9 protein-coding genes are annotated in these 14,571 nt (G+C 69.6%); 7 read left to right on the forward strand and 2 right to left on the reverse strand.

Annotation, left to right across the window (positions count from 1 at the left end):
- Window positions 1–18: 18 nt before the first annotated feature.
- Window positions 19–2,127, reverse strand: a complete 2,109-nt coding sequence (locus BV908_RS05035) for a catalase (protein WP_103737405.1) — start codon at window positions 2,125–2,127, stop codon at window positions 19–21.
- Between the two features lie 228 nt (window positions 2,128–2,355).
- Between BV908_RS05035 and BV908_RS05040 the strand changes: the two genes are divergently transcribed.
- From BV908_RS05040 to BV908_RS05065, 6 genes are all read left to right on the forward strand, one after another.
- Window positions 2,356–8,376 (forward strand): MG2 domain-containing protein, encoded by a 6,021-nt coding sequence (locus BV908_RS05040; protein WP_210433994.1) that lies wholly within the window; start codon window positions 2,356–2,358, stop codon window positions 8,374–8,376.
- Window positions 8,377–8,540: 164 nt separating this feature from the next.
- Entirely contained in the window at window positions 8,541–9,581 is a 1,041-nt protein-coding gene (locus BV908_RS05045; RefSeq protein WP_103737406.1) for an ABC transporter ATP-binding protein, read from the forward strand.
- A gap of 93 nt (window positions 9,582–9,674) precedes the next feature.
- Complete coding sequence (locus BV908_RS05050; protein ID WP_103737407.1) at window positions 9,675–10,970, forward strand: ABC transporter substrate-binding protein; 1,296 nt, start codon at window positions 9,675–9,677, stop codon at window positions 10,968–10,970.
- Window positions 10,971–10,983: 13 nt separating this feature from the next.
- A complete protein-coding gene (locus BV908_RS05055; protein ID WP_103737408.1) occupies window positions 10,984–11,886 on the forward strand; it encodes a sugar ABC transporter permease in 903 nt (300 codons plus the stop codon).
- A 147-nt stretch (window positions 11,887–12,033) separates the two neighbouring features.
- Window positions 12,034–12,855 carry a carbohydrate ABC transporter permease gene (locus BV908_RS05060; RefSeq protein ID WP_011806423.1) on the forward strand — a complete coding sequence of 274 codons (822 nt, stop codon included), beginning with the start codon at window positions 12,034–12,036 and terminating at the stop codon, window positions 12,853–12,855.
- A 70-nt stretch (window positions 12,856–12,925) separates the two neighbouring features.
- A complete protein-coding gene (locus tag BV908_RS05065; RefSeq protein WP_103737409.1) occupies window positions 12,926–13,801 on the forward strand; it encodes an endonuclease/exonuclease/phosphatase family protein in 876 nt (291 codons plus the stop codon).
- 12 nt (window positions 13,802–13,813) lie between these two features.
- Here the strand turns inward: BV908_RS05065 and BV908_RS05070 are convergent, their stop codons facing one another.
- Complete coding sequence (locus tag BV908_RS05070; RefSeq protein ID WP_011806421.1) at window positions 13,814–14,029, reverse strand: DUF3079 domain-containing protein; 216 nt, start codon at window positions 14,027–14,029, stop codon at window positions 13,814–13,816.
- A 144-nt stretch (window positions 14,030–14,173) separates the two neighbouring features.
- Here BV908_RS05070 and BV908_RS05075 point away from each other — a divergent pair, with 144 nt between their 5' ends.
- A complete protein-coding gene (locus BV908_RS05075) occupies window positions 14,174–14,551 on the forward strand; it encodes a DUF1232 domain-containing protein (RefSeq protein ID WP_103737410.1) in 378 nt (125 codons plus the stop codon).
- Window positions 14,552–14,571 lie beyond the last annotated feature (20 nt).

Below are 14,571 nucleotides of genomic sequence, written 5' to 3' on the forward strand. Positions count from 1 at the left end.
ACCAGCGCAGGCCCGCGCTCACGCCAGCGTGCGCACCTGCGGCTCGCGCGCCCACTGGCGCGTCTGCGCGGCAGCGATGAAGCCCTGCGCGTCGGCCGGGTCCACCACGCCCGCGTCGGGTTCGATGCCGCCGGCCTGCAGGATGGCCTGCGTGCCCTTGCAGGCAGCGATGGCCTTGAGGTGGCCGAAGGCGTCGCGGAACCAGTCCACCGCCACGGCCTCGCGCGCCAGCTGCGCGCCCATCTCCGGCGAGAGCACCGAGGCCACCGCGTCGAACACCGCCGAGGGCGTGCCTGCCAGCTGCCCGTCGGCAGGCAACTGCGTGCCGTCCTTGAGCAGCGCGCCACCCACCTTGGGCGCGACGATCTTCACCTGCGCGCCCGCCTTCTCCAGCGCCTTGCGCAGGTTGGCCACGGTGGTGCCGTTGGAGCCGTCGGCCACCAGAATGCCCACGCAGCGGCCCTGCAGCGTGGGCTTCATGCGGTCGATGATGCGCAGGGCGGGCGAGGGCGGCAGGTCCTGCACCGGCACGGCCAGCGGGGGGGCGGGCGGCAGCTGCGGCAGCGCCAGGCCATCGGCCACGCGCTGGGCCAGCTGCGGGTCGATGTGCAGCAGATGGCCCACCACGCCTTCGCGCACGTGCAGCGTCTGTACCTTGGACAGCTCGAACACCAGCGCCGACGCCAGGTGCGCCTGCTCCAGCGGGCTCTGGCTGCGGTAGAACATGCGCGCTTGGCTGTAGTGGTCGGCAAAGCTCTCGGGGCGGATGCGCCCCTTGCCGCTGCCTTCGTCGGTCTGCGCCACATGCCGAAAGCCTGCCGCCTGCGATGCGCGGGGCGAGTCGGCCTGCAGGCTGCTGGGCTCGTAGTTCACGCGGCCCTGCGGCACGAGCATCTGCATGTGGCCGTCGCGCTGGTTGTGGGCGAAGGGGCACTTGGGCGCGTTGATGGGGATCTGCACGAAGTTGGGGCCGCCCAGGCGCAGCAGTTGCGTGTCCAGGTAGCTGAACAGGCGCCCCTGCAGCAGCGGGTCGTTGCTGAAGTCGATGCCCGGCGGCAGGTTGGCCGGGCAGAAGGCGACCTGCTCGGTCTCGGCGAAGAAGTTGTCGGGCCAGCGGTTGAGCACCATGCGCCCGATGGGCCGCAGCGGCACCAACTCTTCGGGGATGAGCTTGGTCGCGTCCAGGTGGTCGAAGGGGAACGTGCCGGCCTCTTCCTCGGTGAACAGCTGCACGGACAGCTCCCACTCGGGGTAGTCGCCCGCCTCGATGGCCTCGAACAGGTCGCGGCGGTGGAAGTCGTTGTCCGCCGCCTGCAGCTTCATCGCCTCGTCCCACACGGTGGACTGAATGCCCAGCTTGGGCCGCCAGTGGAACTTGACGAATGTGCTCTCACCCGCGGCATTCACCAGCCGGAAGCTGTGCACGCCAAAGCCCTCGATCATGCGCAGGCTGCGCGGAATGGTGCGGTCGCTCATGATCCACATCACCATGTGCATGGATTCGGGCATGAGCGAGATGAAGTCCCAGAACGTGTCGTGCGCGCTGGCGGCCTGCGGGAAGGCGCGGTCGGGCTCCATTTTCACGGCGTGCACGAGGTCGGGGAACTTCATCGCGTCCTGGATGAAGAACACCGGGATGTTGTTGCCCACCAGGTCCCAGTTGCCCTCGGGCGTGTAGAACTTCACGGCAAAGCCCCGCACGTCGCGCGGCGTGTCCACCGATCCGGCGCCACCGGCCACCGTGGAAAAGCGCGTGAACACGGGCGTGCGCGTGCCGACTTCGGTCAGTACCCGTGCCGTGGTGTAGTCCGCGAGGGAGTGGGTGAGCTCGAAGAAACCGTGCGCCGCGGAGCCGCGCGCGTGCACCACGCGCTCGGGAATGCGCTCGTGGTCGAAGTGGGTGATCTTCTCGCGCAGGATGAAGTCTTCCAGCAGCGCCGGCCCGTGCGGCGAGGGGCGCAGGGTGTTCTGGTTGTCGGGCACGGCAATGCCCTGCTGGGTGGTCAGCACCGGGTGTTGGCCGGCGGCCTGCTGCTGCAGTTCTCCGGCATGGCCGCGGTAGCTGTCCGCATGGGCCGCGGCCTGGCGGGCGGGTAGGGGTTGCTTGGTGGCGGGGGTTCGTGGCATGGACGCTCCTTGGGCGAAATGGCGGTGGGTGTTGCACGGTGCCGCGCTGCGGCGAGCCGCCATGTTTCGCGCGGTTTTGCGGCGCCTGGGTAGGACTTGCGCCCCTTTGCGCGTCGTCATGCGCCACCGCACGGGACGGGGTCTGCCCAGGCTGTAAGCGCATGCAACAGCCGCGTGGCGCATGGAGCGCTTTGATACGCTCGGCCAAAGCACTGCAGGGGGGATCTCTTGAATACATGGATACGGTGGGTTGCCGCGGGTGGCGCACTGCTGGCGGGCGGCGCGCAGGCGCTGCAGGTGAGCAGCTTTTCGCCCCAGGGCGAGGTGGCGCAGGTGCGCCAGGTGGTGGCGCGGTTTGACGCGGCCGCCGTGCGCTTTGGCGACCCTCAGGCGCCGGCTCCCTTCACGGTGCAGTGCAGCGACGCCGATGCGGCCAAGGGCACGGGCCGCTGGACGGGCGAGCGCGAATGGGTGTTCGACTTCGCGCGCGACCTGGCGCCGGGCGTGCGCTGCACGGCCACCGCCAGGTCGGGGTTCAAATCGGTCTCCGGCGCAGAGCTGTCGGGCGCGAAAAGCTATCAGTTCAATAGTGGCGGCCCGTTTGTCCAGCGCATCCTGCCCGGCACCTACCAGTCCATCGACGAGGAGCAGGTGTTCGTGCTGCAGCTGAACGGCGCGGCCACGCAGGACAGCCTGCGCAGCCATGCCTGGTGCGCGCTGGACGGCGTGGGCGAGCGCGTGCCTGTGCGCCTGGTCGAAGGTGCGCAGCGCGGCGACATCCTCAAGGCCCTCGGGCTGGACAAGCGCGCCGCCCAGGCGCCGCTGCAATACGCCACGCTGGCATGCAACCGCCGCCTGACCTCGGGCACGCGCATGCAGCTTGTCTTCGGCAAGGGCGTGGCCACGCCCAGCGGCGTGGCGAACACGGTGGAAAAGCGCTTTGCCTTCCAGGTGCGCGAGCCCTTTGCCGTGGAGTTCCAGTGCGAGCGCGAGAACGCCCAGGCCGCGTGCCTGCCGATCCGCCCCATGGTGCTGTCGTTCAACGCACCCGTGTCGCGCAAGGTGGCGGCGGGCATACGGCTGAAGTCCAGCTACGAAACGCTGCTGCCGCGCTTTGAGGGCGAAGGGGAGGGCACGGCCGCGCAGCCGGGCGACGCGCTGGTGAATGCCGTGCGCTTCGGCGTGCCGCTGGCCGAGAGCACGTCCTTCACGGTGGAGCTGCCGGCGGACTTTCGCGATGCCGCGGGGCGCGCGCCGCGCAATGCGGCGAGCTTCCCGCTCAAGGTGGCCACGGGCGGCATGCCGCCGCTGGCCAAGTTTGCGGCGGCGCCTTTTGGCATCGTCGAGCGCTTTGCCGAAGGCCCGGCCGAGGACCACCCGCCCGCGCTGCTGCCCGTGACGCTGCGCAAGGTGGAACCCGCGCTGCGCGTGCAGGGCCTGCAGCCTGCGTCCACCCCCGAGGCGCCGGCAGGCCGGGTGCGCACGCTGCAGCCCGGCGGCGATGCGGAGATCATCGCCTGGATGCGCAAGGTGCGCCGCTACCACGGCGCGCTGGTGGAGCGTGGGCAGGCCCGCCGGGACGGCGTGAGCACCCTGCCCCAGCCGCTGCAGGGGCAGGAGAACAAGGAGTACGTGCAGACCCGCATGCTGTCGCTGCTGGCCGGCCAGAGCGGCGCCAAGGCGCTGGAGCTGCCCCGCGCCGCGGCAGCGGACCCGCGGCCGTTCGAGGTCGTGGGCATACCGCTGGCGCCGGGTTTCCATGTGGTGGAGGTGGCGTCGCAGGCGCTGGGCGGCGCGCTGCTGGACGAGCGCCACGGCGCCGGCCGCACCATGTATGTGCGCACGGCGGCGCTGGTGACCAACCTGGGCGTGCATTTCAAGCTGGGCCGCGAGAACGCGTTGGCCTGGGTGACCACGCTGGACAAGGGGCAGCCCGTGCCGGGCGCGAGCGTGCGCGTGTCCGATTGCCGGGGCCGCCTGCTGGCCCAGGCGCAGACCGATGCGCAGGGTATTGCGCGCTTTGACGGACTGTCGCCCGAGCCGCCGCGCTGCGACGACGCAGACGGCTACGACGACTACGGCGATGGCTCGCAGGCCTACTTCGTGAGCGCGCGCCACCGCGGCGCGGACGGGGTGGAGGATCTGGCCTTTGCCTGGAGCGACTGGCAGCGCGGCATCGAGCCCTGGCGCTTCAACCTGCCCACCAGCAGCGACCCGCGCCCGGATACCGTGGCCCACACCATCTTCGACCGCACGCTGCTGCGCGCGGGCGAGACCGTGTCCATGAAGCACGTGCTGCGCCTGCAGAACCGCCAGGGCTTTGCGCTGCCGCAGGAGCGGCCGTCGGAACTGGCGATCACCCACGTCGGCAGCGGCCAGCAGTTCACCCAGCCGCTGCAGTGGCGCAAGACGCGCACGGGCGGCCTGTCGGCCACCAGCGAGTTCGCGGTGCCGCCGGCCGCCAAGCTGGGCCTGTACCAGGTGGAGCTGCGCGGCGCTGACGTCAATGGGGGCGAGCGCTCGTTCGAGTCCGGGAGCTTCCGCGTGGAAGAGTTCCGCCTGCCGGTGCTGGAAGGGCGTATCGCGCCCGCGGACAGCAAGCCGCTGGTGCGCGTGCGCTCGGTGCCGGCCGACGTGCGGGTGGGCTACGTGTCTGGCGGCCCTGCCGGCCAGTTGCCGGTGCGGGTGTCGGCCATGGTGCGCGGCAAGTTCCTGCAGTTCGGCGACTTCGACGCCTTCAGCTTTCAGCCGCCCCGCAAGCGCGGCGCGCAGGCGGGCGATGACGACGAGGAGCCCGCGGCGCGGCAGGACGCGCGCGTGGTGGCCGACAAGCTGGCGCTCACGCTGGACAAGAGCGGCGCGGGCCGCGTGACCATCGAAGAGCTGCCCCAGGCCCGCCAGGCGCAGGACCTGGTGCTGGAGGCCACCTATGCCGACCCCAATGGCGAGGTGCAGACGGTCCGCAGCACGCACACGCTGTGGCCGGCCGCCGTGGTGGCTGGCGTGAAGACCGAGGGCTGGGCATCGGCTGCGAGCCGCGTGCGCTTCCAGGCGCTGGCGCTGTCGCTGCAGGGCCAGCCCCAGGCCGGAGTGCCACTGGCCGTGCAGGCCATCGCGCATGTCACCACCACCAGCCGCAAGCGCATGGTGGGGGGCTTCTACAGCTACGACAACAAGACCGAGACCAAGGACCTGGGCACCGTGTGCACCGGCAAAAGCGACAGCCGCGGCCTGCTGCTGTGCGACGCCAAGCTGGACGAGCCCGGCGAGGTGGAGCTGGTGGTCACCGCGCGCGACAAGGACGGCAACGAGGCCCAGGCCGCGTCCTCCGTCTGGGTTACGCGGCGCGGCGAGCTGTGGTTTGGCGGCGAGGACCATGACCGCATCGACGTGCTGCCCGAGAAGAAGAGCTACCAGCCCGGCGAGACCGCGCGGCTGCAGGTGCGCATGCCGTTTCGCCATGCCACGGCGCTGGTCAGCGTGGAACGCGAGGGCATCATCGACACGCGCGTGGTGCAGCTCAATGGCCAGGACCCCACGGTGCAGGTACAGATCGGGCAGGACTGGAGCCCCAACGTCTACGTGAGCGTGCTGGCGCTGCGCGGGCGTCTGCGCGAGGTGCCCTGGTACAGCTTCTTCACCTGGGGCTTCAAGGCGCCGCGCGAATGGTGGAACGCCTTCTGGTATGAGGGCCGCGAGTACGTCGCCCCCACGGCCATGGTGGACCTGTCCAAGCCCGCCTACCGGCTGGGCGTGGCCGAGCTGCGTGTGGGCCATGCCGCGCACCAGATCGCGGTGCAGGTCAAGGCCGATAAGGACAGCTACCCGGTGCGCGGCAAGGCGCAGGTCACCATCACCGCCACGCTGCCGGACGGCAAGCCCGCTGCCGGCGCCGAGGTGGCGCTGGCCGCCGTGGACCAGGCGCTGCTGGAGTTGATGCCCAACACCAGCTGGAACCTGCTGGAGGCCATGCTGCAGCGCCGGGCGTGGGGCGTGGAGACTTCCACCGCGCAGATGGAGATCATCGGCCGGCGCCACTACGGCAAGAAGGCCGTGCCCGCGGGCGGCGGCGGCGGCCACACGGCCACGCGCGAGCTGCTGGACACGCTGCTGCTGTGGCGGCCCGCCATTCAGCTGGACGCGAACGGCCGGGCGCAGGTGACCGTGCCGCTTAACGACGCGCTCACCACCTTCAAGGTGGTGGCGGTGGCGGATGCGGGAACGGGCCTGTTCGGCACCGGTGCCACGCAGATCCGCGCCACGCAGGACCTGCAGATCATCAGCGGCCTGCCGCCGCTGGTGCGCGAGGAAGACCAGTTCCGCGCGCAGCTCACGCTGCGCAACACCACCAAGGCGGCGATGAAGGTCGAGGTCACGCCGCGTGCCACGCTGCTGCAGCTGAACCAGCAGACCGTGGAGATCCCCGCGGGCGAGTCGCGCGAGGTGGCGTGGTCCGTCACCGCGCCCGCGCAGCTGGCCCAGACGCGTGCCCAGGCGCTGCTGTGGGAGATCGAGGCGCGCGATACGGTGAGCGGCGCGCGCGATGCGCTCAAGGTGACCCAGCGGCTGGTGCCGGCCGTGCCGCTGGCCGTGCAGCAGGCCACGCTGGTACAGCTGGACGGCAGCTTCCAGACGGAGGCGGCGCCGCCCGCCGATGCGCTGCAGGGGCGCGGCGGCCTCAAGCTGGCGCTGCAGCCCCGGCTGGCCGAGGGCCTGCCCGGCGTGCGCGACTGGTGGGCCAACTACCCATTCGCCTGCCTGGAGCAAAAGGCCAGCAAGGCCATCGGCCTGCGCGATGCCGCACTGTGGCGCAGCGTGGCCGCGCAGATGCCCACCTACCTGGACGGCGATGGCCTGGCCTACTACTTTCCGCCGAGCGAAGGCAGCGCGAACCGGGGCAGCGACACGCTCACCGCCTACCTGCTGGCCGCCACGCACGAAGCAGCCGCGCTGTACCCCGAGTTCACGCTGCCTGTCGAAGTGCGCGAGGCCATGGAGCGCGGGCTGACGGCCTTCGTGGAAGGACGCATCCAGCGCGACTTCTGGAGCCCGCGCAAGGATCTGGACCTGCGCAAGCTGGCGGCCATCGAGGCGCTGTCGCGCACGGGCCATGCCCCGGCGCGGCTGCTGGAGAGCATCACCATCGCGCCCAACCAGTGGCCCACGCATGCGGTGATCGACTGGATCAATGTGCTCAAGCGGGTGCAGGGCGTGCCACAGCGCGAGCAGCGCCTGGCCGAGGCGACGCAGATCCTCAAGGGCCGCCTGTCCTACCAGGGCACCAAGCTGCTGTTCAGCACCGAGCAGCAGGACTACTGGTGGTGGCTGATGCAGAACGGCGACGTGAACACCGCGCGCCTGATGCTGGCCGTGCTGGACGACCCCGCGTGGAAGGACGACATGGGGCGCCTGGCCAGCGGCTTCATCGCGCGCCAGCAGGGCGGCGCATGGCACACCACCACGGCCAACCTGTGGGGCGGGCTGGCGCTGGAGAAGTTCAGCGCCCGCTTCGAGTCCACGCCGGTGGCCGGCACCACCCGCGCCACGCTGGGCGGCCACAGCGCCAGCGTGGACTGGGCCAAGGTGGGGCCGGCCAAGGCCAGCGACGCCGCGGGCGCCGCGCACCAGACCCGCTGGTTCGGCGCGCCAGCGGCGCCCGGCATGCTCAAGAACAACGGCATGTTCCTGCCGTGGGGCATGGGCGCTGGCGCGGCGCAGCCGCTCGTGGTCACGCACCAGGGGCCGGGCAAGCCGTGGCTCACGCTGCAGTCGGTGGCGGCCGTGCCGCGCCAGCAGCCGTTCAGCGCGGGCTACACCCTCAAGCGCACGGTCACGCCGGTTGAGCAGGCCGACAAGGCACTGCCCGCGGGCAGCTACTCGCGCGGCGACGTGCTGCGCGTGACGCTGGAGGTGACCAGTACGGCCGACATGACCTGGGTGGCGATCACCGATCCCATCCCCGCAGGGGCGACCATCCTGGGCAGCGGCCTGGGACGCGACTCCGAGATCGCCACGCAGGGCGAAAAGCGCGAGGGCCGGGGCTGGCCCGCGTTCGAGGAGCGCGGCTTCGAGTCCTTCCGCAGCTACTACGAGTACCTGCCCAAAGGCACGGTGACGATGCAGTACACCGTGCGCCTGAACAATGCGGGCGACTTTGCGCTGCCGCCCAGCCGCGCCGAGGCACTGTACGCGCCCGAGATGTTCGGCGAGGCACCGAATGCACGGGTGAACGTGGTGCAGCGCCCGTGACTATTCAATGCATAGCTGCTGGCGCTTGATGGACGGGCGTTAGCGGCAGTTTTGGTGTCGCACCGCCACGGACCGATCGACGGGCCGTGGCGGGTGGGCGGGTGGCCCGCCGCGGCGTGCGGGTGCGTAACGCCAGCGTCACAAGCGGTCCCTACACTGCCGCGATGTCACTGATCGAACTTGATGCGGTTGCCAAGTCCTGGGGGAGCACCACGGCATTGCAGTCCATGAACCTGCGCATTGAGCCCGGTTCTTTCTGCGTGCTGCTGGGACCCTCGGGCTGCGGCAAATCGACCACGCTGCGCATCATTGCGGGGCTGGAGTCACCCACGTCGGGCAGCGTGCGCATCGACGGGCAGGACGTCACGCAGCTGCCGCCGGCGCGGCGTGGCATCGCGATGGTGTTTCAGAACTATGCGCTGTTTCCGCACCTGAGCGTGGCGCAGAACATCGGCTTTGGACCGGCGGTGCGCAAGGTGCCCAAGGCCGAGGCCGCGCGGCGCGTGGCGCAAGCCGCCGAGCTGCTCGGCCTGGCCCCGCTGCTGGAGCGCCGGCCCGCACAGTTGTCCGGCGGGCAGCAGCAGCGCGTGGCGCTGGGCCGCGCCCTGGTGGCCCAGGCCCGCGTGTGCCTGATGGACGAGCCGCTGTCCAACCTGGATGCGCAATTGCGCCAGGAGATGCGCACCGAGCTGCGTGAGCTGCAGCAGCGCCTGGGCCTCACCGTGGTGTACGTGACGCACGACCAGGCCGAGGCCATGAGCATGGCCGACCAGGTGGTGCTGCTGCACCAGGGGCGCGTGGAGCAGTGCGCGCCGCCGCGCGATGTGTACGCCGCACCCGCTTCCACCTTTGCCGCGCGCTTCATCGGCACGCCCGCCATGAACCTGGTGCGACTGGAACAGGGCCGCATCGCGGGCACCGATATCGCCGTGGGTCGCACGCAGGCGCACTGGCTCGGCCTGCGTCCCGAGGCCGTGGCCCTGGACGACGGCAGCGGTGGGTCGAGCGGCGTGGCCGCCTCCGTGCACAGCCAGGAATACCTGGGCGCGGATGCCGTGCTGCGCTGCGCTATCGGCACCGAATTCATCACCGTGCGCGCGCCGGGGCAGCACGCCCCCGCAGCCAACGGGCAGGGTGTGCGCCTGCGGTGGTGCGGGCACGACCAGCATTTCTTTGACGCCCAGGGCCAGCGCCTGGCGGCTTGAGCCACTTCTTACGCAGCCTGCGCCGCATGCGGGTGCACGGCGCTGCCTTTCGTTTCCTCTCCCCACTCTTTCCAGACCTCAGGAGCTTTCGCAATGCAACGCAAGATGTTTTTGAAGACCTTGGCTGCGCCCGCCCTCGCGGCCATGGCGCTGTGTGCCGTTACCGCCCATGCGCAGACCCCGGTGGAAGTGCCGTTCTACTACCCCGTGGCCGTGGGCGGCCCCATCACCAAGGTGATTGACGGCTACGCGGCCGACTTCAACAAGGCGCATCCGCAGTACAAGGTGGTGCCCATCTATGCCGGCACGTACCAGGAGACCATCGTCAAGGCGCTCACCGCGCACAAGTCCGGCAAGGCGCCGGCCACTTCGGTGCTGCTGTCCACCGACATGTTCACGCTGATCGACGAGGACGCCATCGCCCCCATCGACGACTTCGTGAAGACCGACGCCGACCGTGCCTGGCTCAAGGGCTTCTACCCGGCCTTCATGGCCAACAGCCAGACGGGCGGCAAGGCCTGGGGCGTGCCGTTCCAGCGCTCCACGGTGGTCATGTACTACAACAAGGACGCGTTCAAGGACGCCGGCCTGGACCCGAACAAGGCGCCCCAGAACTGGAAGGAACTGAAGGAAGCGGCGCACAAGCTCACCAAGAAGGATGCCAGCGGCAACGTGACGCAGTACGGCATCCAGATCCCGTCCACCGGCTTTGCCTACTGGATGCTGCAGACGCTGACCACGCCCAACGACGTGCTGCTGGCCAACGGGGCCGGCACCCAGGTCACCTTCGACCACCCCAAGGTCATCGAGGCGCTGGACTTCTGGGTCAACCTGGCCAAGGAAGGCGTGCACCCCAAGGGCGTGGTGGAGTGGGGCACGACGCCCAAGGACTTCTTCGAGAAGAAGGCTGCGATCATCATCACGACCACGGGCAACCTGACCAACGTGAAGAACAACGCCAAGTTCGACTTCGGCGTGGCCCAGATTGCCGGCAACCTGCGCAAGGGCTCGCCCACGGGCGGCGGCAACTTCTACATCTTCAAGACGGCGCCGCAAGAGCAGCAGCAGGCCGCGTTCGAGTTCGCCAAGTGGATCACCCAGCCCGAGCGCGCCGCGCAGTGGAGCATGGACAGCGGCTACGTGGCCGTCTCGCCTGCTGCCTACGACACGCCGGCGCTCAAAAAATACGGCCAGGACTTCCCGCCCGCGCTGGTGGCGCGCGACCAACTGCCGGTATCGGTGGCCGAGTTCTCCACGCACGACAACCAGCGCGTGACCAAGGTGCTCAACGACGCCATCCAGGCCGCGCTGAACGGCACCAAGACCTCGGCGCAAGCGATGAAGGACGCACAGCGCGAGGCCGACCGCATTCTGCGCAGCTACAAGTAAGGGCGAGCCTCCCATGCCGGTGATGCGCAGCACGCCGGATGCGGGCAGCAGCCAGCGTGCCGTGCACGCCTGGCTGCTGCTGCTTCCGGCACTGGTCCTGTTGGTGGCCTTCACGCACTGGCCCACGCTGGCCACGCTGATCGACAGCTTCCATTCCACGCCCCGCGGCGGCCGTGCGGGGGTGTGGGTGGGGCTGGAGAACTATGCGGCCATGGTGGACGACCCCGTGTTCTGGCAGGCCGCGCGCAACAACCTGTGGTTCGCTGGCGCGACCATTCCGCTGTCCATCGGCTTGGCGCTGATCATGGCGCTGTGGGTGAATGAGCGCATGGTCGGGCGTACCTGGGTGCGCATGGCGTACTTCACGCCCACCGTGCTGCCGATGATCGCCGTGGCCAACATCTGGCTGTTCTTCTACACGCCGCAGTACGGGCTGCTGGAGCAGATCACCAGCCTGCTCGGGCTGCCGTCGCGCAACTGGCTGGGCGACCCGGCGACGGCGCTGGCCTGCGTCACGGTGGTGGCGGTGTGGAAGGAGGCGGGCTTCTTCATGATCTTCTACCTGGCCGCGTTGCAGACGCTGAACCCCAGCCTGAAGGAGGCCGCGGCCATCGAGGGCGCGTCGCGCTGGTACTTCTTTCGCCGCGTGCAGTGGCCGCTGCTCATGCCCACCACGCTGTTCGTGCTGGTCAATGCCGTGATCAACGCCTTCCGTCTGGTGGACCATCTCTTCATCCTCACGCGCGGCGGGCCGGACAACGCTTCCACGCTGCTGCTGTACCACCTGTACGAGGTGGGCTTCAAGTTCTGGGACACGGGCTATGCCGCGGCGCTCACGGTGGTGCTGGTGGTGGCGCTGGCCGGCGTGGCGCTGGTGCAGTTCTTCGTGTTCGACAAACGGGTGCATTACCAGTGAAACACCCCCCTGAGCGCTGCACCGCTTCCCTCTTCTCTCACGCTGCGCGTGGGAAGGAGGACGCTGCCCGTGCGGCGGGGCGGCCCTTGCACGGCGGCCCTGGCTTGGGTGGTGCCGGTTTCATCCCTTAGGAGGGCGCGACGCGCCATGAGAACCAATACGCTGTACCAGGTCACCCTGCTGGACACCCTGGCCGCCTGGACGCTGGCCCTGCTGTGGCTGCTGCCGCTGGCCTATGCGGTGTGGACGGCCTTTCACCCCGCGGAGTACGCCACGCGCTTCGACCTGCTGGCGCCCTGGACGCTGGAGAACTTCCGCCGCGCCTGGGAGGCCGCGCCCTTCGCGCGCTACTTCCTCAACACCACCGTGCTGGTGGCGATGATCCTGGCCGCGCAGCTGGTGCTGTCCACGCTGGCGGCCTATGCCTTCGCGCGCTATCGCTTTCGCGGCCAGAACGTGGCCTTCGCGCTGGTGCTGGTGCAGCTCATGGTCATGCCCGACATCCTGCTGGTGGAGAACTACAAGACCATGGGTCGCCTGGGCCTGGTGGATTCGCTGGTGGCCATCGGGCTGCCGTACTTCGCCTCGGCGTTTGCCATCTTCCTGCTGCGCCAGACCTTCATGGGCATTCCCAAGGAGCTGGATGAAGCCGCGCGCGTGGAGGGTGCCAGCGCCCTGCAGATCCTGTGGCGCGTATACGTGCCGCTGGCGCGGCCGGTGTACACCGCGTTTGCGCTGGTGTCGGTGAGCTTTCACTGGAACAACTTCCTGTGGCCGCTCATCATCACCAACAGCGTGGAATCCCGCCCGCTCACCGTGGGGCTGCAGGTGTTCTCGTCGGTGGAGCAGGGCGTGGAATGGTCGCTCATCACCGCGGCCACGCTGATGTCAACCGCGCCGCTGCTCATCGGGTTCATACTCTTTCAGCGCCAGTTCGTGCAAAGCTTCATGCGCGCGGGCATCAAGTAGCGATTCAAAACAAATCAGCCTCCAGCGCCCGTGCAGCAAGCGCGAGCAGCTCTGTTTTCAGGAGTAAACCATGCAGCTCGTCACCTGGAACACCCAGTGGTGCCGCGGCCTGGACGGCCGCGTGGACCCCGCGCGCATCGTGCAATACGCAGTGGCGCTGGGCGACGTGGATGTGCTGTGCCTGCAGGAGATCGCGGTGAACTACCCCGGCTTGGCCGGCGCGCCCGGCGACCAGGTGGCGCAGGTGCAGGCCGCGCTGCCCGCAGGCTGGCAGGTGTTCTTTGGCGCGGCGGTGGATGAGTGGACCGCCGCGGGCCGCCAGCGCTTTGGCAACCTGATCGCCACGCGCCTGCCCGTGCTGCAGCTGCAGAACCACCCGTTGCCATACCCGCCCGATGCCGGCGTGCGCAGCATGCCGCGCCTGTGCAGCGTGCTCACCGTGCAGGACCCCGCGCTGGGCCCGGTGCGCGTGATGACCACGCACCTGGAGTACTACTCCAAGCCCCAGCGCATGGCGCAGGCGCTGGCGCTGCGTGCGCTGCACCTGCAGGCCTGCGCGCAGGCTGCGCAGCCGCCGCAGGGCCTGGCCGACGGCTCGCCGTTCCAGCCCAAGGCGTACACGCCCCACGCCGTGCTGTGCGGCGACTTCAACCTGCAGGCGCACGAGCCCGAATACGCCGCCCTGGCCGCTGCGCTGGCGGACGAGGAGGGCGCGACCGCGGGTCAGGCAGGCCAGCCCCCGCTGTGGGATGCATGGCGACTGCTGCACCCCAGCACGCCACAGCCGCCCACGTTTTGCGTGTTCGACCAGACCTATGCGCCGCAGCCGCTGGCCTGTGACTTCATCTGGGTCAGTGATTCGCTGAGGAGCCGGGTGCGTGCGGTGCGGGTCGATGGCGTGACGCAGGCATCAGACCACCAGCCCGTGCTGCTGGTGCTGGAATGAGTGACCGCGCGGTCAGGCGGGCTGTGATGCGGCGGGCTGCTGCTGTGCAGGCGCCTCGCCGGCAGAAGGCGGCTCCCACTCGGCCCAGTCGGGGCCGAACAGCTCCGCCGGATGCTGGCTGCGCTCCGATCCGTTGCCGCACTGCATGGCATCGGCGGCGCAGTAGCGGTCGCAGCCCCAGCACGTGCGCTCGGGATGCGCGGGGTTCAGCGGAAACTTCTTGGCCATGGGGCAGGGGAGGGTGTCGAAGGGAGAATGCAGCCACTGTCGTCACCCGATCCCAGTGGGGTTTTGATGTACATCAAGCCATTTCCGCGCGGGGCAGCTCGTACGATGCAGCCCTTTGGATGAATCACCCCGCCTGAACACGCCATGGGACTGCTGCAAACCGCCAAGCAATGGGCGCGTGCGCTCAAGCGCGACGTGCTCGTCGTCTATTTGGCTGCGCGCGACCCCCGTACCCCCTGGGCGCTGCGCCTGCTGGCGCTGGCCGTGGCCGCCTATGCGCTGAGCCCCATCGACCTGGTGCCCGATTTCATTCCCGTGTTGGGCTATCTGGACGACCTGCTCATCGTGCCCCTGGGCCTGGCGCTGGTGCTGCGCCTGCTGCCGCCGCCGGTGCTGCTGGCCGCGCGCGAGCGTGCCGCGCGCATGCTGGCACGCCCGCGCAGCTGGCTGGCCGCGGCGATCATCGTCATGCTGTGGGTGCTGCTGGCTGTGCTGCTCTTCGCCTGGTGGCGTGGTCGGTAAGGCCGCGGCAGCGGTGGCGT

This window comes from Diaphorobacter sp. LR2014-1, assembly GCF_002916785.1.
GTDB lineage: Bacteria > Pseudomonadota > Gammaproteobacteria > Burkholderiales > Burkholderiaceae_C > Diaphorobacter > Diaphorobacter nitroreducens.

What these genes read in the sequence shown, in the direction of transcription:
- BV908_RS05035 (WP_103737405.1), bottom strand. Translation starts at nt 2,127, where the DNA reads ATGCCACGAACCCCCGCCACCAAGCAACCCCTACCCGCCCGCCAGGCC.
- BV908_RS05045 (WP_103737406.1), top strand. Translation starts at nt 8,541, where the DNA reads ATGTCACTGATCGAACTTGATGCGGTTGCCAAGTCCTGGGGGAGCACC.
- BV908_RS05050 (WP_103737407.1), top strand. Translation starts at nt 9,675, where the DNA reads ATGCAACGCAAGATGTTTTTGAAGACCTTGGCTGCGCCCGCCCTCGCG.
- BV908_RS05055 (WP_103737408.1), top strand. Translation starts at nt 10,984, where the DNA reads ATGCCGGTGATGCGCAGCACGCCGGATGCGGGCAGCAGCCAGCGTGCC.
- BV908_RS05060 (WP_011806423.1), top strand. Translation starts at nt 12,034, where the DNA reads ATGAGAACCAATACGCTGTACCAGGTCACCCTGCTGGACACCCTGGCC.
- BV908_RS05065 (WP_103737409.1), top strand. Translation starts at nt 12,926, where the DNA reads ATGCAGCTCGTCACCTGGAACACCCAGTGGTGCCGCGGCCTGGACGGC.
- BV908_RS05070 (WP_011806421.1), bottom strand. Translation starts at nt 14,029, where the DNA reads ATGGCCAAGAAGTTTCCGCTGAACCCCGCGCATCCCGAGCGCACGTGC.
- BV908_RS05075 (WP_103737410.1), top strand. Translation starts at nt 14,174, where the DNA reads ATGGGACTGCTGCAAACCGCCAAGCAATGGGCGCGTGCGCTCAAGCGC.